The sequence below is a fragment of the Winogradskyella sp. J14-2 genome, from assembly GCF_001971725.1.
Lineage (GTDB): Bacteria > Bacteroidota > Bacteroidia > Flavobacteriales > Flavobacteriaceae > Winogradskyella.
Genome location: NZ_CP019388.1, coordinates 690,399 through 711,102, shown reverse-complemented (window position 1 = coordinate 711,102; position 20,704 = coordinate 690,399). Strand labels below are relative to the sequence as shown.

The 20,704-nt window shown below is 33.4% G+C and carries 23 protein-coding genes; 13 read left to right on the top strand and 10 right to left on the bottom strand.

Translation table 11 applies throughout. From position 1 onward, the window contains the following. Positions 1-23 precede the first annotated feature (23 nt). Both BWZ20_RS03355 and BWZ20_RS03350 read right to left on the bottom strand, forming a co-directional pair. Entirely contained in the window at positions 24-266 is a 243-nt protein-coding gene (locus BWZ20_RS03355) for a putative signal transducing protein (protein WP_076616295.1), read from the bottom strand. 57 nt (positions 267-323) lie between these two features. Next, complete coding sequence (locus BWZ20_RS03350; RefSeq protein WP_076616292.1) at positions 324-1,043, bottom strand: hypothetical protein; 720 nt, start codon at positions 1,041-1,043, stop codon at positions 324-326. 265 nt (positions 1,044-1,308) lie between these two features. On the opposite strand from BWZ20_RS03350, the gene katG reads away from it, so the two are divergent. Beyond that, a complete protein-coding gene (katG, locus tag BWZ20_RS03345; protein ID WP_076616289.1) occupies positions 1,309-3,534 on the top strand; it encodes a catalase/peroxidase HPI in 2,226 nt (741 codons plus the stop codon). Positions 3,535-3,549: 15 nt separating this feature from the next. Continuing rightward, entirely contained in the window at positions 3,550-4,083 is a 534-nt protein-coding gene (locus BWZ20_RS03340) for an ankyrin repeat domain-containing protein (protein WP_232217138.1), read from the top strand. Between the two features lie 62 nt (positions 4,084-4,145). Here the strand turns inward: BWZ20_RS03340 and BWZ20_RS03335 are convergent, their stop codons facing one another. From BWZ20_RS03335 to BWZ20_RS03320, 4 genes are all read right to left on the bottom strand, one after another. Next, positions 4,146-4,403 (bottom strand): DUF6952 family protein, encoded by a 258-nt coding sequence (locus BWZ20_RS03335; RefSeq protein WP_076616286.1) that lies wholly within the window; start codon positions 4,401-4,403, stop codon positions 4,146-4,148. A 2-nt stretch (positions 4,404-4,405) separates the two neighbouring features. After that, positions 4,406-4,714 carry a thioredoxin family protein gene (locus BWZ20_RS03330; protein WP_076616282.1) on the bottom strand — a complete coding sequence of 103 codons (309 nt, stop codon included), beginning with the start codon at positions 4,712-4,714 and terminating at the stop codon, positions 4,406-4,408. A 9-nt stretch (positions 4,715-4,723) separates the two neighbouring features. Continuing rightward, on the bottom strand, positions 4,724-5,368 hold the full coding sequence (locus BWZ20_RS03325; protein ID WP_076616278.1) for a peroxiredoxin: 645 nt from the start codon (positions 5,366-5,368) through the stop codon (positions 4,724-4,726). A 211-nt stretch (positions 5,369-5,579) separates the two neighbouring features. Beyond that, positions 5,580-7,241 (bottom strand): Na+/H+ antiporter NhaC family protein, encoded by a 1,662-nt coding sequence (locus BWZ20_RS03320; protein WP_076616275.1) that lies wholly within the window; start codon positions 7,239-7,241, stop codon positions 5,580-5,582. 95 nt (positions 7,242-7,336) lie between these two features. Here BWZ20_RS03320 and BWZ20_RS03315 point away from each other — a divergent pair, with 95 nt between their 5' ends. After that, the gene (locus BWZ20_RS03315) at positions 7,337-8,359 is read left to right on the top strand and encodes a metal-dependent hydrolase (RefSeq protein ID WP_076616271.1); all 1,023 of its coding nucleotides are present in this window, start codon (positions 7,337-7,339) and stop codon (positions 8,357-8,359) included. A gap of 40 nt (positions 8,360-8,399) precedes the next feature. Here the strand turns inward: BWZ20_RS03315 and BWZ20_RS03310 are convergent, their stop codons facing one another. Then, entirely contained in the window at positions 8,400-9,614 is a 1,215-nt protein-coding gene (locus BWZ20_RS03310; protein WP_076616267.1) for an aminotransferase class I/II-fold pyridoxal phosphate-dependent enzyme, read from the bottom strand. Positions 9,615-9,776: 162 nt separating this feature from the next. Between BWZ20_RS03310 and BWZ20_RS03305 the strand changes: the two genes are divergently transcribed. The 5 genes from BWZ20_RS03305 to BWZ20_RS03285 all read left to right on the top strand — a co-directional run bounded on the left by BWZ20_RS03305 (position 9,777) and on the right by BWZ20_RS03285 (position 13,803). Then, on the top strand, positions 9,777-10,232 hold the full coding sequence (locus tag BWZ20_RS03305; RefSeq protein WP_076616264.1) for an Lrp/AsnC family transcriptional regulator: 456 nt from the start codon (positions 9,777-9,779) through the stop codon (positions 10,230-10,232). A 283-nt stretch (positions 10,233-10,515) separates the two neighbouring features. Next, the gene (locus BWZ20_RS15440) at positions 10,516-10,860 is read left to right on the top strand and encodes a CPBP family intramembrane glutamic endopeptidase (RefSeq protein WP_232217137.1); all 345 of its coding nucleotides are present in this window, start codon (positions 10,516-10,518) and stop codon (positions 10,858-10,860) included. 68 nt (positions 10,861-10,928) lie between these two features. Then, positions 10,929-11,483, top strand: a complete 555-nt coding sequence (locus BWZ20_RS03295; RefSeq protein ID WP_076616256.1) for a porin family protein — start codon at positions 10,929-10,931, stop codon at positions 11,481-11,483. Between the two features lie 4 nt (positions 11,484-11,487). Next, positions 11,488-12,888 carry a dihydrolipoyl dehydrogenase gene (lpdA, locus tag BWZ20_RS03290; protein WP_076616252.1) on the top strand — a complete coding sequence of 467 codons (1,401 nt, stop codon included), beginning with the start codon at positions 11,488-11,490 and terminating at the stop codon, positions 12,886-12,888. 78 nt (positions 12,889-12,966) lie between these two features. After that, a complete protein-coding gene (locus BWZ20_RS03285; RefSeq protein ID WP_076616248.1) occupies positions 12,967-13,803 on the top strand; it encodes a hypothetical protein in 837 nt (278 codons plus the stop codon). Here BWZ20_RS03285 and BWZ20_RS03280 read toward each other — a convergent pair. Next, on the bottom strand, positions 13,800-14,390 hold the full coding sequence (locus BWZ20_RS03280; RefSeq protein WP_076616245.1) for a hypothetical protein: 591 nt from the start codon (positions 14,388-14,390) through the stop codon (positions 13,800-13,802). The genes BWZ20_RS03285 and BWZ20_RS03280 overlap by 4 nt on opposite strands. A 212-nt stretch (positions 14,391-14,602) precedes the next feature. Here BWZ20_RS03280 and BWZ20_RS03275 point away from each other — a divergent pair, with 212 nt between their 5' ends. The 4 genes from BWZ20_RS03275 (at position 14,603) to BWZ20_RS03265 (ending at position 16,709) form a co-directional block, all read left to right on the top strand. Then, positions 14,603-15,007: a DUF2721 domain-containing protein gene (locus BWZ20_RS03275; protein WP_076616242.1), complete on the top strand. Its 405-nt coding sequence runs from the start codon at positions 14,603-14,605 to the stop codon at positions 15,005-15,007. Between the two features lie 88 nt (positions 15,008-15,095). Then, the gene (locus BWZ20_RS03270) at positions 15,096-15,689 is read left to right on the top strand and encodes an RNA polymerase sigma factor (protein ID WP_076616239.1); all 594 of its coding nucleotides are present in this window, start codon (positions 15,096-15,098) and stop codon (positions 15,687-15,689) included. Continuing rightward, the gene (locus BWZ20_RS15370) at positions 15,673-15,846 is read left to right on the top strand and encodes a hypothetical protein (protein ID WP_171032484.1); all 174 of its coding nucleotides are present in this window, start codon (positions 15,673-15,675) and stop codon (positions 15,844-15,846) included. Before BWZ20_RS03270 ends, BWZ20_RS15370 begins: the two co-directional genes overlap by 17 nt. 29 nt (positions 15,847-15,875) lie before the next feature. Beyond that, entirely contained in the window at positions 15,876-16,709 is an 834-nt protein-coding gene (locus tag BWZ20_RS03265; protein WP_076616236.1) for a mechanosensitive ion channel family protein, read from the top strand. A 97-nt stretch (positions 16,710-16,806) separates the two neighbouring features. On the opposite strand, the gene BWZ20_RS03260 is transcribed toward BWZ20_RS03265, so the two are convergent. Both BWZ20_RS03260 and BWZ20_RS03255 read right to left on the bottom strand, forming a co-directional pair. Continuing rightward, positions 16,807-18,162: a DEAD/DEAH box helicase gene (locus tag BWZ20_RS03260; RefSeq protein WP_076616233.1), complete on the bottom strand. Its 1,356-nt coding sequence runs from the start codon at positions 18,160-18,162 to the stop codon at positions 16,807-16,809. Between the two features lie 40 nt (positions 18,163-18,202). Then, entirely contained in the window at positions 18,203-19,093 is an 891-nt protein-coding gene (locus tag BWZ20_RS03255) for an aldose 1-epimerase family protein (protein ID WP_076621243.1), read from the bottom strand. A gap of 274 nt (positions 19,094-19,367) precedes the next feature. Here BWZ20_RS03255 and BWZ20_RS03250 point away from each other — a divergent pair, with 274 nt between their 5' ends. Then, the gene (locus BWZ20_RS03250; protein ID WP_076616231.1) at positions 19,368-20,669 is read left to right on the top strand and encodes an anthranilate synthase component I family protein; all 1,302 of its coding nucleotides are present in this window, start codon (positions 19,368-19,370) and stop codon (positions 20,667-20,669) included. Positions 20,670-20,704 lie beyond the last annotated feature (35 nt).

Here is a 20,704-nt window from a genome sequence, read left to right as displayed (position 1 = left end):
TACTTAGTACTTAGTACTGCATACTAAGAATCAGCCTCCATCTCAGCTTTAACTACTTCTACGATAGCAAGTGCCTTGTCTAATTCTTCATTATTAACATAGATCTCTTGGAAACCTTGATTAAGCGAGCCGTAACCAGCTAGCCGTTGAGACTCGCCTTCATCTTTAATGATAGGATTAATACCATTGCTTTCTAGTTCGCTTTTAATTCTGGTAATTAAAACAAAATTACCCTCGTATATTTTACTGTATTCTGAAGTGTTCATACCAAACCAAATTTTATATTTTAATAAGTTACAAAAAACTTCAAAAAGTTACACCAATTAATTGTTGTAATATTTACTGTCCCAAACTGAAACACTAAAGTTTTTTCCGGATAAATACCCATAGTATAGTGTTACAGCAACTAGAGATTTAAACATAAACAAAAATATAACGCCAGCATTTTCAGAGGTTTTTTCACCATGAAAAGTACCATCGGGTACTAATCCTGTTAAAAGCATACTTAAAATAAAGACGCAAAAAACAAAATTTTCAAAATGTTTAAATGGCCAAGCTAATAATTTTCTAAATGGACTTAAATCATTTCCCCATTTGTGGATAAGATAATAGTAGCCATTACCTATGGGAGCAAACAGTAAAGGGTCATCGTAATTTTCTAGCTTAAACAACTTAGAGGGAGCCATTATTTTAAATCCATTTAATACTGTGCCATGTTCTTTTTCTAGCTGCTTAATCTTAGAAATGGCTTCGTAAGGCAATTTGGCTTTAAAAAACCTGCTGTCTAAAAAACGTAATCTATAATCTACACACATTTTTTTAATTTGATCAATGTGATAGATGTTGTTAGTTTCTAATAAGTCTACATTAAAAGCGTTTGTAGAAGCCGTGTTACGACCAGATAACGTTTTCAAAACTTCATCGTCTTTTTTGCCATCTTCTTTTAATATATCCTTTACAGCAGTTAAGATATCATCTTCGGAAAAGCTTTTGTTTTTAAGCTTTTGGATTTTTTCTTCAAGGTTTACGTTTTTCAATAACATAAGCGCTTTTATTTCTAAAATTAATAATCATTCTTTTTCAATCCAAGTCTTTAACACTTGTGTTTAGCATTTTATGTATAAAGTTCATTAAAACGTCTTATAAATTAAACAAAAGAAGATGGATTTCTATTGTTTAAAATAATTCCAAATAATTATATTATAGATAATGTCTATAAAAAAATAAATAGATAATATGTTTTTAACGAGTTGGCACTACTTAATTTCATAATTTTATAAAGGAAAAATTAATTAAAAAATAAAAAAAATGGATAACAATAAGACAGGGCTTAATGAAAGCGATGCTAGCAAGTGCCCTTTTTTAAGTGGTAAACAAAATACTGTCGGAGGAGGCGGAGTAAGAAACAGAGATTGGTGGCCTAACGAATTAAAACTAAATATTTTAAGACAACACGCCTCTAAGTCTAATCCATTAGGTGAAGATTTTGATTACGCAAAAGCATTTAACAGTATTAACTACGAGGAATTAAAACAAGATTTAACAAAACTAATGACCGATTCACAAGACTGGTGGCCTGCAGATTATGGGCATTATGGAGGTTTTATGATTAGAATGGCTTGGCATAGTGCAGGTACATACAGAGTTGGTGATGGACGAGGTGGTGCAGGTACAGGTAATCAACGATTTGCGCCAATTAATAGCTGGCCAGACAACGGAAATTTGGATAAAGCAAGGTTGTTGTTATGGCCAATAAAAAAGAAATATGGTAACAAAATCTCTTGGGCAGATTTAATGATTTTAGCTGGTAATGTAGCTTTAGAATCAATGGGATTCCCAACCTTTGGTTTTGCAGGTGGTAGAGAAGATATTTGGGAGCCAGAACAGGATATATATTGGGGAAGCGAAACAGAATGGGGAGCCAACAATGATCGTTATGGTAATAACGATAATTATGCCGAGCGCGATTTAGAAGACCCTCTTGCAGCAGTGATGATGGGTTGGATTTACGTTAACCCTGAAGGTCCAGACGGTAAACCAGATCCTATAGGTTCAGCTCACGATGTAAGAGAAACTTTTGGGCGTATGGCTATGAATGATGAAGAAACTGTGGCATTAGTTGCAGGAGGACATACTTTTGGAAAAGCACATGGTGCGGCGGATCCTGGGCAATATGTTGGCGCAGAGCCTCATGGTGCACCAATGGCAGAAATGAGTCAAGGTTGGAAAAACACTTATAAGAGTGGTGTCTTAGAGGATGCGATAACAAGCGGAATTGAAGGTGCTTGGACACCAAACCCAACACAATGGGATGCCGATTATTTTGATGTACTTTTAAATTACGATTGGGAGTTAACAAAAAGCCCTGCAGGTGCGCATCAATGGACACCAACAGCAGAATCTAAAGCGCGTATGGCGCCAAAAGCTGGTGACCCGAATGGAAAACAAGCCTTAATGATGACTACTGCTGATATTGCTTTAAAGATGGATCCAGAGTACTTAAAAATATCTCAAAAGTTTCATAAAGATCACAAAGCATTTGAGGATGCTTTTGCTCGTGCATGGTACAAACTTACACATAGAGATATGGGACCTATTGATCGTTACCTCGGTCCAGAAGTGCCTAAAGAACAATTGCTATGGCAAGACCCAATACCTAAAGTGGATTATACATTAAGTGATTCAGATATTGAATCATTAAAGAAAATGATTTTAGCATCTGGATTGAGTATACCAGAACTGGTAAGAACGGCTTGGGCTTCAGCTTCAACGTATAGAGATACAGATAAGCGTGGTGGTGCAAATGGCGCACGTGTAAGACTAGAGCCTCAAAGAAGTTGGAAAGTAAATAATCCTAAAGAATTAGATAAAGTTTTAAATGTTCTTGAAGGTATTCAGAACGAATTTAAAGGTACGGTTTCTATGGCAGATTTAATTGTATTGGCTGGTAATGCTGCAATTGAAGAAGCTGCGAGTAAAGCAGGTCATAATGTGTCAGTACCATTTGCGCAAGGTAGAGGTGATGCCACACAAGAACAAACCGATATTGAGCAATTCAATTATTTAAAACCTCTTGGTGATGGATTTAGAAACTATATGAATGCTAACCTAGATGTTAAGGCTGAAGACTTATTAGTGGATAAAGCTAACTTAATGGCATTATCTATTCCAGAAATGACTGTTCTTGTTGGTGGTATGCGTGTGCTTGGCGCAAACTATGATTCTTCTAAACATGGAGTGTTTACTGATAATGTAGGTCATCTAACTAATGACTTCTTTAAGAACTTAGTTGACATGACTTACACATGGAGTGCAACATCAGAAGATGAAACACACTTTGAAGGTAGAGATCGTAGAACAGGCGAAGTGAAATTTACAGGAACTCGTGCAGACCTAATATTTGGTTCTAATACAGAATTAAGAGCAGTTTGTGAAGTTTATGCTGCCGATGATGCAGAAGAAAAGTTTGTAAACGATTTTGTAGCAGCTTGGACTAAAGTTATGAACGCTGATAGATTTGATTTAAAGAAATAATCGATTAATAGCAAAATGCAACTAAAAGAAGGAATGTGCTATAATCTAGCACATTCCTTTTTTAATGAAAACATAAAAATGAACGAGCAAGAACTATTTTTTAGAACGATACAAATAGGCAATATTGAAAATTTAGGACTTCAGTTAAATAGAAATCCAGATTTGGCCAATATTAAAGATGCAAGAGGATTTACTCCGTTAATATTTGCAACCTATTTTGGTCAAGAAGAGATTGCAAAACTACTGATTGAAAAGGGATCGAATATTGACGCACAAGATGCCTCTGGAAATACAGCCCTGATTGGTGTAAGTTTTAAGGGAAATAAAGATTTGGTAGATTTACTATTAGCTCATAATGCTAATGTAAATATTCAGAATAAGAACGGAACAACTGCATTATCCTTTGCTACGCAGTACAATCAAAAAATTATTGTAGAAACTTTACTAAAGCATGATGCTGATAAAGCTATTAAAGATAGTGATGGTAAAAATGCTTTAGATTATGCTGAGGAAAAAAGCTTAAATGATATAATAGAAATATTAAAATAGAGGTAAAAAAAAACCACTTCAACTGAAGTGGTTTTTATATTTTTCTTTTTCAATTAACAGTTCTATTTATCGATAGATCCAAGAACACGAGACATAAAAGTATTTAAAGCTTCCTTTTTTGGTGTGCCATCTTTTACCATTTTATGCACTTCAATTGCACCATACATATTAGAAATTAATTCACCTATAACATCTAACTCTTCATCTTTTAAAGACGGAACTTCGGTTAGGTTTTCTAAGGTTTCTATTGTTTCTACTACGTAGTCTTCATCGTTATCTTCGATAAACTGGGTTAATTGTTTTATTACTGGTAATTTCATAATTAAATAACTTCATTAACAAGTTCTTTTAAAACATCGAACTTGTTAGTTTGTACTTGATTTTTGAACTCACCATTTTTAAAAGTAGCAAATGTAGGTAAGTTATCTACTGTTGCTAACTTTCTACTTTCAGGAAATTTTTCAGCATCAGCGACAATAAATTTTACGTTTTCGTTCTCTGTTGCTAATTTCTTGAACTTTGGCTTCATTATTCGGCAGTTTCCACACCATGTTGCTGAGTATTGTACAACAACAGTATCATTTTCGGAAACTAAACTTTGTAAATTGTCTTGATCTAATTCTTGAATCATATCTAATAATTAGTTTAAGTGTGCTTTTAAATACTCTTTTGTACCTTGAGCATTAGCTTGCATAGCTTCTTTGCCTTCTTCCCAATTTGCAGGACAAACTTCTCCTTTTTCTTGTACGTGAGTTAAAGCATCGATGATTCTTAAGTACTCATTTACATTTCTACCAAGAGGCATGTTATTTATGCTTTCGTGTTGTACGATACCTTCTTCATCAATAATGTAAGTTGCTCTGTAAGTAACGTTGTCTCCATCTACAGTTACCACACCAGTTTTTTCATTATAAATTTCGTTAGAGATATCTAAAATACCAAGCGTAGAGGCTAAGTTTCTGTTAGAATCGGCCAAAAGCGGATATGTTACTCCTTCGATTCCACCATTATCTCTAGCAGTGCTTAACCATGCAAAATGAACTTCTGCAGTGTCACAAGATGCTCCAATAACTATTGTGTTGCGTTTTTCAAATTCACCTAATGCAGCTTGAAATGCATGTAATTCTGTTGGACAAACAAAAGTGAAATCTTTTGGATACCAGAATAATACTACTTTTTTATTGTTGTTTTTTGCTTCTTCAAGAACGTTGAGTTTAAAAGTATCACCCATTTCGTTCATTGCGTTTACGTTTAAATCTGGGAATTGTTTTCCTACAAATGCCATTGTATTTTTATTTAGTTTATTATTGATTTAACACAAAAATACCCAATAGGCAAGTAAGTTTTTATAGTAATTATTTATTATAAATCAATAAGGTTATAGTGTAAGTATATGGCTTCAAAAAAGTGCCTCTAAATTTGTAATAATGATAAAATAGAAGTGTATAAAATACGAACTTATTAAAATAGTTCGATTTTACTTGAATAATAAATTTTTACTTTTTTAATAAATATTTAATCTTAATTCTGAATGCAGCAAATAGTAAAGTAGTAAAAGGGCTTAACCAATTAAAAATAGCATATACGAAATACTCGCCAACGCCTACGCCTAAAACACCACTTTGATATGCGCCACATGTATTCCAAGGGATTAAAACAGAAGTTACTGTACCAGAATCCTCAAGTGTTCTGCTGAGGTTTTCTGGTGCAAGTCCTTTGTCTTCATAGGCCTTTTTGAACATTTTTCCGGGAATAACAAGTGCGAGGTATTGATCTGAGGCTATTACATTTAAACCTAGACAACTGACCACTGTACTTGCAAATAATCCAAAAATTGTATTGGCAACAGATAATAATTTTTTTGTTATTCTAGACAATGCGCCTATACCATCCATTATGCCGCCAAAAACCATGGCGCAAATAATAAGATATATGGTCCAAAGCATACCTTTCATACCGCCAGCACTAAAAAGTTTTTGGAGTCTTTTGATCGTTATGAGTTTATCTAAACTTTCAGCTTTATGTTTTATCGTAGGAGTATCTTTATAATCGGTAGAAAAAAATATTTCTAACTTTTCTTTGGTAAATACACCTTTTAAGTCATCGTCTGTGAATAGGTTGCTTAATGTTTTGTCATTTTTGATTTTATCAATATCAGACGCAGATAATGCAGCTTTATAGTCTTTATTTGAAATGGTAATATTGGTATCAGTAAAAACAGAATTGACTAAAGTTTCTGAAGCGGACGTACTGATTTCTGATATAAGGTTTTGTTGAAAAATAGAGGCAAAAATAATGGCTAAAACTACGCCTGATCCTAGAGCTACTAGCGGTTTAGTTTTTAGTAATATTAAACCAACTACAGCGATAGGAACCAAGAATAACCAAGGTGTAATATTAAAATATTGTTTTATTGTGCCAAGTAGAAATTCTGTATCTGAGCTTCCAGAAGTTTCAATGGAAAAACTAATTACAGAAAAAACGGCTAAAGTAATAAGTATGGTTGGTACTGTGGTGTAAGTCATATATTTAATGTGCGTAAACAAATCAGTTCCTGCCATTGCAGGAGCTAAGTTTGTAGTGTCGCTTAATGGCGACATTTTATCGCCAAAGTAAGCGCCAGAGATTACTGCTCCTGCAATAATTCCTGGATTAATACCTAGTGCTGTGCCTATACCAATTAGTGCAATACCAACCGTTGCAGAAGTTGTCCAAGAACTTCCTGTTGCAATAGAGATAACTGCAGCAATTACTACAGATGCTGGTAAGAAGATCTCTGGGCTTAATACTTTTAAGCCGTAGTACACCATGGCAGGAATGACTCCGCTTATTAGCCAAGTTCCTGCTAGTGCTCCCACCAAGAGTAAAATCATTATAGGCACAAAAACACTTTTTAGGTTTTCCCAAACTTCTTGCACCATTGTCGCCGTATTAACCTTATTTAGCAAACCAACAATAAAAGCTACAAAACCACCTATTAAGAGAATAAATTGATTGGAATAGCCACCAAACATCTCTCCATCAGCAAAAAAGATGTTATATGCTAATAAGCACATTAAAACTACAACAGGGATAATGGCTTCAGATAAACTAAGCTCTTTATTATTAATAATATTTTGATCTTTAGCCTTAATATTTGCAGGGTCTTTATCTTGCATGTATTTATTCTTTATTTGCGTAATGTTACGATTTTCATCAATGCTATGCAAATAGCAATTCTTGCGTACATTTGTGCGTCTGTATTTTAAAAATTATGGATTCATTAACTCAAATCGTTTTAGGTGCCGCTTGTGGTGAAGCTGTTCTAGGCAAAAAAATAGGCAATAAAGCTTTACTTTTTGGTGCAATTGGTGGTACAATTCCAGATCTTGATGTTTTTGTTGGTGCCATTTTCTTCAAAAATGAGATTGATATTATGCTCTTTCATAGAGGGTTTATGCACTCCATTTTCTTTTCAATTATTGGAGCTTTTACATTAGGGTGGCTTGTCTATAATCTCTTTAACACAGGCAAACGAATTAACAATACAAATCTTTATGATTGGGTAAAATTATTCTTTTGGTCATTATTTACACATCCAGTTTTAGATAGTTTTACACCATATGGTACGCAATTGTTTGCGCCATTTTCTAATTATAGAGTAGCCTTTAATAACATTGCAGTAGCAGACCCTCTTTATACCATACCATTTTTATTTAGTATGGTTGTTTTGATGTTTTACAACCGTAAAAATGAAAAGCGACGATTTTGGTTGAAAGCTGGTATAGGAATTAGTTCTGTTTATATGCTATTTACAATTTTTAATAAGCTCTACATTGATGATCTTTTTAAGGCTTCATTGAAAGAAAATGGTATAAGCCATACAAGATTTAGTACGCAACCTGCAATTTTAAATAACATTCTTTGGTATGGTATTGCAGAATCTGAAAATGATTATCATGTAGGTTTCTATTCGTTATTGGATACATCTAAAAGTTTTTCGGATTGGAAAACCATTCCAAAAATTAGAGCACTTACATCTTTAGAGTATAAGGATGTAAAGGATTTAGCTTGGTTTAGCAATAATTACTATAATGTTGAATTTTTAGAGAATGAAGAATACATGTATAGAGATTTAAGATATCCGTTAGTGCAAACCAAAGAGGGGTACAAAGCAATTTTTAATCTAAAATTATTTAAAGAAAATAACCGCTTAAATATGTTGCCTTTTAAGCCAGAAATAGAAGATTTTAGTTTTACAATGTCAGCACTTTGGATGCGTCTAAAAGGAAAATAAAAAAAGCCCGATTATAAAAATTCGGGCTTTTTTATTAGTTTTAAGCTAATTCAGCTTCAAGAATATTCAGTTCAATCATACATGCCTTCATCATTTTATAGGTACGCTCTATGTCTGCGTCTAAACCTATAGAAAAACGAATAAGTCCATCGCTCAAGCCCATTTCAGCTTGTTCTTCCTCTGGTATTTCAGAGGATGTAGAACTACCAGGTGCACTAAATAGGGTTTTGTAAAATCCTAGGCTTACAGCCAAATAACCTAAGTTACGTTCTTGCATTAATTCCATCAAAGCATTGGCTTTGTCTAATGAACCAACATCAATAGTTAGCATGCCACCAAAACCATATTTATCATTCATCATGGATTTAAACAATATATGAGAAGGATGTGAGACCAACCCAGGATAAACAGTTTTTAGACCATCTTTTTCAAATTTGCTAGCTAGGTAGCTTGCATTATGGCTGTGCTGTTGCATTCTTATGTGTAATGTTCTAAGGTTTTTTAACACAGATGCAGAGCGCAAACTATCCATTGTTGAGCCTAATAACATTGCTGCACCATCATTGACATTTCTCAGCTGGTCTATAAATTCTTGGGTGCCACAAACAACACCACCAACAGTATCTGATGAACCATTGATGAATTTTGTTAAACTATGGATTACAATATCTGCACCTAATTTTGCAGGTGAAATAGATAAAGGTGAAAATGTATTGTCTACAACTAGTTTCAGATTGTGTTTTTTTGCCAATTCAGCCAATCCTTTAATATCAGCAACTTCAAGCAATGGATTACTTACAGATTCGCAATAAAGTACTTTAGTTTTTGGTGTAATTGCAGCTTCAACAACATTTAATTTAGTAATGTCTACAAATGAAGTATTAATACCTAGTCTTGGAGCAAAGTTTTTTAAGAAAGCATAAGTTCCTCCGTAAATGGTTCTACTGCTTACAATATGTTCTCCAGCTTCGCACAATTGCATTAATACAGGTGTAATTGCTCCCATACCAGAAGCGGTAACTGTTGCAGTTTCTGTGCCTTCCATAGCAGCAAGGGCTTCACCTAAATATAAATTTGATGGAGAGGAATGACGTGAATATAAGTAACAACCATCTGCATTACCTTCAAAGGTGTCAAACATGGTTTTTGCAGATAAAAAAGTGTAGGTAGAAGAATCTGAAATTGACGGATTTACTCCACCAAATTCTCCAAAATATTGTAAATCTTGTATGTTGTTTGCAGGTTTAAATTCCATATCTATATTTTTATATTGCTTTAAACAAATGTGATTATTTTTAGAACAAAAATCAATAGTTACTATATTTTATAGAAAATTATTTGTTATTAAGTAGTATTATTAGGCAAATAATCTATATTTATAATCTATGTATTAGTTTTTTAGATAAATATTAATTAGATGTTAGATAAAATAGATAAACAATTACTTAAAATTCTTCAGAACGATAGTAAGCAGACTAATAAAGCGCTTTCCAATATCTTAGGGCTTTCGGTTACAGCAGTGTATGAGCGCATTAGAAAGTTAGAGAAAAGGGGAGTCATTAAAAACTATGTGGCGTTAATAGATAAAATGAAAGTTAACAAAGCTTTTGTTGCTTTCTGCCATGTTAAGCTTGTTCAGCATTCTCAAGACTATGTTATGAAATTTGAACGAGAAGTTTGTAAATTAGACGAGGTTTTAGAGTGTTATCATCTAAGTGGAGATTATGATTATTTGTTAAAAGTATTAGTTGACGACATGGAAACTTTTAGGGATTTTATGGTAAAAAAGCTAACAAATATAGATCATATTGGAAGTACACATAGTATGTTTATGATTAACGAAGTAAAGCACACCACAGCAATAACATTGTAGCATGCAAAGCGTAAGGTATAGACTTGTTGAGTTTTTTATTGTCTTTATTTTAATACCAATCAGTTTGGTACTAAAGTTTCAGCTATGGCTCAAATTAGTTTTAGGTTTACTTGGCTTTAGCTACGTCGTTTTCGTTCTCTTAAAGGTTGAAAACAATAAGTTTAAAATAAGGCAACATATTAATTGGACACAGTTTTGGCAACGCACTTTCATAAAGCTTTTTATCATAGTTGCCGCTACCTCTGCATATATATATTTGGTTGACTCTAAAAATCTATTTGTTGTGATAAAGACCAAACCGCTTTTATGGGTTGCCATTTTGTTTGTATACTCCATTTTTTCAGTATACCCTCAAGAATTACTGTACAGAACGTTTTTCTTTCAGCGTTACGAATCTTTATTTAGAAATAACTCCTTGTTTATTTTAGTAAACGCTGCCTTGTTTTCTTTGGCACACCTCTTCTTTAAAAATACTTTAGTAATGCTGCTAACCTTTGTAGGTGGCATTTTATTTGCGCTAACGTTTAAGAAAACAAAATCTACACTTTTAGTTTCTATAGAGCACGCTATTTATGGTTCTTGGTTATTTACAGTAGGAATGGGAGAAATGTTAGGATTTCCCTCCTAAGGCTTTAATAGGTATTTAGTAGTATTTCAATAAACTATATTGTATTTTTGTGACTCACTAAAGAATAGATGAGACTACTTTTTGTTGTATTGTTTTTTGTTTGTGGCAATCTTAGTGCACAGCAGCATCCAGTTGGTATAAAAATAGGTGGTAACCTTGCGAGTCTAGCAGGTGATGGTACATCAGATTTATCATCTTTAGTTAATTTTCATGCAGGATTTTTTATGGAGATTGATATAGCTAAAGATGTTAACATACAGCCAGAATTGATGTTTACAGTTTATGGTTTTGAGTTGAGCGAGGGAGACAATAAAAGAGTAAGACTAAATTATGTTGCTTTGCCGGTAATGGTAAAGTATTTTTTATCACAAACATTTAGTCTAGATGCTGGCCCACAAGTGGGATTACTCGTTACCGCAAAAAATGGAACAGGTTCTTTAGCAGATGTAAAAACAGATTTTTTTGATAGAGATTTTGGTATTAACCTAGGAACCAGTTATGCAATTTCTAATAAAGTTAGTGCATCCTTACGTTACTATATTGGTTTAACAGACGTAACCAGAGTAGAAACCAAAAATCAAAACAGAGCATTTCAATTATCATTACAATTTAAAATAAAATAAAAATATGAATTCTTACGATGTAGCAGTAATAGGATCTGGACCTGGAGGATATGTAGCAGCAATACGTTGTGCGCAACTAGGCATGAAAACTGCAATTATAGAAAAATATTCAACGCTTGGTGGCACATGTCTTAACGTGGGCTGTATTCCAAGTAAGGCCTTATTAAGTTCATCTCACCACTACGAGGAGGCTACAAAGCATTTTGAAGAACACGGTATAGAAATACCAGGTGAAATTAAAGTGAATCTCGAAAAGATGATTGCACGCAAACAAGCCGTTGTAGACCAAACTACAGGTGGTATAGATTTCTTAATGAAGAAGAATAAAATTGATGTTTACGAAGGCTTAGGATCTTTTAAAGATGCTACACATATTAAAATTGAAGGAAAAGATGCAGGCGAAATTGAAGCTAAACATATTATTATAGCAACAGGTTCTAAGCCTTCAAACCTGCCATTTATTAATATCGATAAAGAACGAATTATAACCTCTACTGAAGCTTTAAAATTAAAAGAAGTACCAAAACACTTAATGATTATTGGCGGAGGAGTTATTGGCTTAGAACTTGGGCAAGTATACCGTCGTTTGGGAGCAGAGGTTACTGTTATAGAATACATGGACAGAATCTTGCCAACCATGGATGCAGGCTTATCAAAAGAGCTTAATAAAGTCTTTAAGAAAGCGAAATGTAATATGATGGTATCTCACAAAGTTCAATCGGTAGAGCGCAAAGGAGATGAGGTTATCGTCAAAGCCGAAAACAAAAAAGGTGAGGTTGTTGAATTTAAAGGTGACTATTGTTTAGTATCAGTTGGCCGTCGTCCATACACAGATGGATTAAATGTAGAAGCTGCTGGAGTAAAATTGAATGATAGAGGACAAGTAGAGGTTAACAAGCACTTACAAACCAATATTTCTAATATCTACGCTATTGGAGATGTAATTAAAGGCGCAATGTTAGCTCATAAAGCAGAAGAAGAAGGTGTATTTGTTGCTGAAACTTTAGCAGGTCAAAAACCACATATCGATTATAACCTTATTCCGGGAGTGGTTTATACCTGGCCAGAAGTTGCAGCAGTTGGCAAAACAGAAGAGGAGCTTAAAGAAGTGGGCACTGAATATAAAGTAGGTCAGTTTCCGTTTAGAGCTTTAGGTAGAGCTAGAGCAAGTGGAGATATTGATGGTTTTGTAAAAATCTTAGCAGATAAAACTACAGACGAAGTTTTAGGTGTGCATATGATTGGTGCACGTTGTGCAGATTTAATTGCTGAAGCCGTAACAGCGATGGAGTTTAGAGCCTCTGCAGAAGATATATCGAGATACTCACATGCGCATCCAACATTTGCTGAGGCTGTTAAAGAAGCCGCTTTAGCTGCTACTGATGATAGAGCGTTGCATGTTTAAAAATACAACTATTAAAAATCAGTAATCTAAACCAATAAAAGCGAACTTTTTTAGTTCGCTTTTTTTATTTTAGCTTTTATGATTAAAAGATTAATATACATATTGGTTCTTATAGTTGTTGCAGCTTGTGCACCAAAGTTAAAAAGTACAATAACCAAAACATTTCCTCCATTGCCAAAAGATGCTTTAGTTGTTGTTTTAGATATTGCAGATGTGCAATCTATAGAAGGGGATGTCGTCGGAGTATTGGAGGCAAATCATGGTGGTTTAAACGGAAATTGTACCTATTACCAGAATATTCTTAATCTGAAGGAACTAGCAAGAAAGGCAGGTGCCAATCTTATAAAAATAACAGAGCATAAATTACCTGGTACCACCAATACCTGCCATAGACTCCAAGCTAAAATTTTTAGTGTTAAAAACGCAAAAAAATATGAAGCGAAAATAAATTGGAGTGCTGACAGAAAACTAACTTGGGATGATTTTAAAGGTGTGCCAGATACGCTAAATTATCCAAATACGCTCGCTATGACTAACTCTGGTTTTGGATACGAATCTGGTGTAAACATGTTAAAAGAAGGAAAAGTATTTATACAAAGTGTTTTTAATACTAACAAAAGTTGGGTGGTTGTAGAGGGTAGAAACGACTATGTGCTTCGTCATGAACAAATTCATTTCGATATTACTGAAATTTATTCCAGAAAATTACGAAAAGAACTTGCCGATGCTAATATAACCAGTAAAAATGCAGAAAAAGCCAAACCCATTTTTAACCGTATTTTTAGCGAAATGGAATTGAGGCAACAAAGATATGACCAAGAGACGCAGCGAGGTGATAAGAGAGAAACCCAAGAGCATTGGGAGGCTGTTGTTAAATTAGAGCTAGCTAAATACGAATTTTATAAAAGTAACTAAAGTTCCTGCAATAGGTCAATAACACGTAAGCGCTTGGCATAACTCTCTTCATTTACATCGCGAACAAAACAATAGGCGCTAATGTCTTCGTTATCTACTTTTACTTTAAGCTCTTTAACCGTACACGGCCCAAATTCTTTAGATTTTGAAATGTAATAGAATTTGTGTTTATGTATAATCTTATTAACTTTCTTTTTATATTTTATCCTTAAGTACTCCTGGATATCTTCAATAGAATTTAACTCTTCAGAATAATTTGATGTATTAATATACATAGCAAATTCATCTTTATCCTGATGGTTTAAAACGAGTATATCATCATCTTTAAAATAAGCCTTTACGTTAATAATACCATCTTCGGTTTCTATGGTAAAGATGTTTTGTATGCTTATGGTCCAAGATGTTTTTACGGTAGCGTCTTTTCTTCTTATCTCTAAGATATTATCATCCCTAAAAGTATAAATCGCTTTCTTTTTAGAAATACCATTTACCAAAACCCATTGCTGATTTATAAAATGAGAATCGTGATGGAGTGCGTAATCAAACGGTATTAAGTTAGGTATGGTATTGTGTAAATATGTATTCATTAAGCGGTTAGCAATATAATCTAGAGATTATAATAACGACAGATTTGGACTTTTATTTATCTAAAGTTAATAATTTTCGAGATGATTTAAAACATCTATGGTTTATGTTCGACTAATCGATGGCTCATCTCGACTAAATACATCACTTTTATAATAATACACCTAAAATTTCTGTGTAAAGCTTTCAAATTCTGTAATTTTATAAAAAAATTATGGAGGAGCTCACATTAACAACACCAGCACTTTTATTTTCAGCAATATCTTTAATAATGTTGGCTTATACCAATAGATTTTTGGCATATGCGGCAATAATAAGAAACCTTACTGATAAATATCTAGAACGAAAAGAAGCAGTTTTAATGAGGCAAATTAACAACTTAAAATTAAGGTTAAACCTTACCCGATGGATGCAGATTCTAGGTATTTCGAGTCTGTTGCTATGTGTATTAACCATGTTTTTAATTTATGTAGACCTACACAATGCAGCTGTTTGGGTTTTTGGTATTGCATTATTACTTCTCATTTTATCCTTGGCATTTTTAATACGAGAAATTCAGATTTCAACATTAGCCCTAGAACATCATCTCATGGATATAGAAAATCAGATTAATGACTGAAATTTCTTAACTTTAATAGTGACCTGTTAAAAAATCATGTGTCTTATATAAATAACTAACCAAGTTAAAAAAGAGTTTACAACCAAAATTGACTGAAGACGCAATTCATAGCCTGACCGATGAAGCGCTCGTAGAAGCAATCGTAAAAACCAACGACACAATGTTGTTTGAGGTACTTTATGATAGATACGCTACTATGGTGTACAATAAATGCTATGGTTTTGCCAATGGAGTCGATGAAGCTAAAGATTTAACACAAGATGTTTTTTTAAGAGTGTTTATTAAATTAGCTAGCTTTAAGGGAAAATCTAAATTTTCAACTTGGCTTTACGCGTTTACGTATAACCATTGTGTAAATTACGTAACCAGAAATACAGCTAAAAAGATTGAAAAACAATCCGTAAGTTCAGAAAATTTTGATATTCAAAACATAGGTGAGGATATTGATTCTACGCGCGAATTTGAAAGTATGCGCGTAGATCAATTAAAGAAAGTGATGGAGCTGATTTCACCAGAAGAAAAAATGATATTATTACTAAAGTACGAAGATAATTTAACCATAAAAGAGTTATCGGAAGCTTTAGATATTGGCGAAAGTGCTGTAAAAATGCGCTTAAAAAGAGCAAAAGAAAAACTCGTACACAAGTACGAAAATTATACGAAAGATGGAGAATCCATTTAAGCAAATAAATCAGCCTTTAAAAGAGGTTCCGGCAGAGCTCAAAAGCAAGGTCATGCATGACATTGCCATGGCGAAGCTGTTTATGGAGCTGGCTGAGTTGTTTTCGTATAATATTGGCCACATTATAGATAGTGTAACGGCAAGCAGAAAAGAATAAATATTTAAAACCCAAAAAAACAAATACGAGTGGATAAGGTAAACGAATTTTCGGATGTTGCATTAAAGTCCCTAACCAATATTTGGTTTGAGATTACTAAAATATTTCCAAATATAATAGGCGCTTTTATTGTCTTGGTTATCGGTTGGGTTGCAACCAAGTTGGTAGTTAAGATTATTAAAAAATTGCTTAAAGTCGTTAAAGCAAATAAACTAGATGATAAGCTTAATGATATTGAAATTATTGAAGGCAAGAAGCTAAATTTCGATACAGTAAAAGTAGTTTCTAACATTGTTAAGTACTTAATGTATATTATAATATTTGTCACTGCTTCAGATATTATGGGCTTAGATATTATAACTGAACAGATTAGTAACCTGCTTTCTTATATTCCGCAGTTGCTATCTGCAATAGTCATCTTTGTAGTTGGCTTGTTATTTGCAAATTTTGTAAAGAATGGATTAAAGTCTCTTTTTGAGTCTATGGATCTATCTGGCGGCAAAATGATTAGCCAAGTGGTATTTTTTTTAATGCTCACTTTTATTGGTGTAACAGCTCTAAATCAGGCAGGTATAGACACTGAAATCATTACAAACAACATCAATATGATTATTGCGGCATTCTTATTAGCATTTGCAATTGCTTTTGGTTTAGGCGCAAGGTTGGTAGTTGGTAAGTTAATGCAAACATTCTATGCCAGAAAGATGTTTGAAGCAGGTCACAAAATTACATTTAATGGTGAAATCTATGAAATAGATGAAGTTAAAAGTATTTCGGTAATCTTAAAGAATTCTAAAGGAAAATTAATTGTACCAATTAATGATATAATGGAAAATCAAGTACAAATGCAGGATCAACTATAAGGTTAGGGTTATAGATTTTATTTACATAAAATGCGATCCTGCAGTGCTTGATGCTTAAAGATGACCTCTTCAGTTTTTGAAGAGGTTTTTCTTTTTATTATCGTTTTTTCTTATTGCGCTTGTTAAAATTTTTATCACCTCTCGTCTTAGGTTTCTTATATTTTTTTGCAATTTCTCTTCTGTAAGAACCACCTAGGTTTACCTTTTTGTTTTTCTCTTTTTTCTCATGAAAAGCAGGTCCAGGTATAGCCTCTCCAGTACGTTTTGTTGGGTTGTTACGTTCTCTTATTTGAGGACGCTCTTCTTCAATAAGCTCGGTTGAAATATCCACAGTTTCAGGGATTTCAATCGTTTCTATTTTTAGCTGCATCAATGCTTCAATACGCGCTCTGGCTTCTTGTTCTTTCTCAGTAGAGAATAGTAATGCGTGGCCTAGCTTCTCAGCACGACCAGTTCTACCTATGCGATGCATGTAGTTTTCAGGATAATCTGGCGTATCAAAATTAATAACATGTGTTACGTCATCGATATCTAACCCTCTTGCCATAACATCAGTAGCTACCAACAATCTGTGCTCACCTTCACTAAATTGCTCAATACTACGAAGTCTGTAATTCTGTGTTTTATTAGAATGAATGACACAACTTTGACCAGGGAACAGTTCCTCTAGCTTATCAAAAAGACGGTCTGCCATTTTTTTATAAGCCACAAAGATTAATACTCTTGAGAAATCATCTTTATCACGTAAAAGGTGCTCTAACAAATTAACTTTAGTATAAAAATTTGGAACATTGTAGCGCTCTTGCTTAATATTTTCCAGAGGAGTACCCGAAACAGCAATTTGAATTTTTGTAGGATTTATAAAAAAATCAGTAATTAATTCATCTACATCTGCAGTCATGGTAGCAGAAAACATAATGTTTTGTCTTCGCTCTGGCAGGATGTCAAAAATATTCATTAGTTGATGTCTAAAACCTAAATCTAGCATCACGTCAACCTCGTCGATTACCAACTTCTGAATAGATTTGAGTTGTAATACTCTACTAACTGCAAGATCGTATAAACGTCTTGGTGTGGCCACAAGTATATCCAAGCCTTGAGCTACAGCTTGTTTTTGCGTATTGATATTAGTACCTCCATAAACACCTAAAACACGGTTATTTATGTATTTAGACATTTTTTCTATTTCGCTTACAACCTGTACAACGAGTTCGCGTGTTGGTACCAAAACCAATACTCTTGGATTGTCTTGTCTTGAGTATTTAAGATGACGCAGAATAGGTAACATATAAGCAAAGGTTTTGCCAGTACCTGTCTGAGCGATACCTACCATATCTTTTCCAGAAGCAACAACATTAAAAGCTTCGGCTTGTATTGGAGTAGGACTCTCAAAGCCTAAGTCTTCAATAGCATTGTATAAAGGGGTATTTAGATTTAAATCTTGAAAAGTCACAGCTATAGATTTTGTGCAAAGCTACTATTAATAATCTATATCAGTTTAACAAATCGCGATTAAGCGTTATGCTATACGTTGCCTCAAAAGATTTTTTTGGATGTAAAGTCACAATACCTTCCTTATCTTCAATGTGTTGATTAGTGTTTTCTGCATCTGCAATACCAATCCAAGGCTCAATACAAACGTACGGTGCATTTGGTTTTGCCCAAATACCTAGAAAAGGAAACCCTTCAAACTTTACATTAAAAATTTCACCTTTTTCTTTGTGTTTTAATGCTACTTGTCTCGATTTTAAATCTTTGAAGATTAAGGCGTCTTCGTTGAATAAATCTCCATGAAGATTAATACGTTTTGGTGTATCAAAAACTGCTTTAGTTTTTTCTGTAACCAATCCGTTTTCCATGTTTAAAAGATAGGATTGGCTAGATTCTTCGCATTCAAATTCCAAAAAATAATCGGTATATAATTCATCTTTAAATAAAGGGCAAGTAAAAGCAGGATGCCCTCCTAATGAAAAATACATCGTCTTATCGTCTCTGTTTTTTACCTTATGATGTATTAAAAGTTCATTACCCTTAAGCTCATACGTAATTAAAAATTCAAATTCAAAAGGGTAAATTGATCTTAGTTGATCGTTTGATTTTAGTTTGAAAATAATTTCAGAATCTGAACTAGAGATTATCTTAAAATCTTCACTATGCCTTATAAAACCATGCTTAGGCATGTTGTACTTGTTTCCATCAAAGTAATAGCTGTCATTTTTCATTGCTCCAATAATTGGAAACAAATTGGGTGCATGACTTCCCCAAACATCTGGATTAGCTTCCCAAATAAACTCAATATTGTATTTTACAGAATTAATGCTGCACAATTCAGCACCTTTTGATTTTATTTCAACTTTCAGTAGGTCGTTTTCTAAAAATGGCATGAGTTTTTTTATTTTTATTGAAAGATACAATTCTTCTACGCTAGAAAAGGTATTCTCATTATTTTTACAAAATCTGTAGTGCATTTATAGGTGAAAAATAAAATATATAGCCAGTTCGAGTGATTTTGAGGTACGAAAAATTGTATCGAGAACTATTTGTAGGTAAAATTTTGCTTCTCGATAGTTCTGCTGAGCTAGGTCGAAGTACAAATTTTCTCATTTTAAGTCGAAAATTCACTCGAAGTGACGAATTTTACAAAATTATTTTACTCCGTTGAGAACATTATATAATCAAACAATAAAAAATCCTAAAGTTTTTAAACAGCGTTTGTTGCATTGGGCACAACAATTTGATGATGTTGTTTGGTTAGATTCTAATGATTACAAGGCACAATATAGTAGTTATGATGCTGTATTAGCAGTTGATGCCTTTACAAGTTTACAAACCGATTTTACTGAAGCTTTTGAGCGCTTAAAAGAATACCAGCAAACTGTTAACGACTGGATTTTTGGCTATTTAACTTATGATTTAAAAAATGCAACAGAAGATTTAAAGTCTAATAATTATGATGGCTTAGGATTTCCGGATTTGTATTTTTTTCAACCCAAAAAACTAATTTTAATTAAAGATAACGTTGTAGAGTTTCAATATCTAAAAATGGTTGATGATGAAATAGAAGATGATTTTAATAATATAACGAATTGTCATTGCGAGGAACAAAGTGACGTGGCAATCTCCCATAACCCAATTAAAATAAAACTCAGAATTCACAAAGACGAATACTTTGAAAAAGTCAATACAATGTTAGCACATATTCACAGAGGCGATATTTATGAAGCTAATTTTTGTCAAGAGTTTTATGCCGAAGATTCTACCATAAATCCAATAGAGACGTATAAAAAACTAAACAAAATCTCCAAACCACCTTTTGCAACGTACTTAAAGTCTTTTGATAAATATTTGTTATCTGCATCACCCGAACGTTACATAAAAAAGACTGGTAATAAAGTAATTTCGCAGCCTATAAAAGGTACTGCACAACGCTCATTAAATAAAGAAGAAGACAAGCTGTTAGCAGATGCATTAGCAAATGACCCAAAAGAGCGTAGTGAAAATATTATGATTGTAGATTTAGTCCGAAACGATTTGTCTCAAACCGCTGAAAAAGGTAGTGTGAAGGTGGAAGCGTTGTGCAAGGTCTATTCGTTTTTGCAAGTGCATCAAATGATATCAACTGTAACATCTAAAGTTTCAGAAGATGTTCATCCTGTGGATATTATAAAAACGACGTTTCCTATGGGAAGTATGACAGGAGCTCCCAAAATTTCAGCAATGAAAATTATTGAAAACCTAGAGGAAACTAAACGAGGATTATATTCTGGTGCAGTAGGTTATTTTACACCCAAAGGAGACTTTGATTTTAATGTTATCATTAGAAGTATACTTTACAATGCTTCAAAAAAATATCTTTCTTATTCTGTAGGTAGTGCTATTACGGCAAAAAGCCTACCTTTAAAAGAATATGAAGAATGCTTGATAAAAGCAAAAGCAATGCGAGAGGTGTTGGAAAATTAAATATTTAGACAACTAGAAAGTTAGGCTCTTAGATC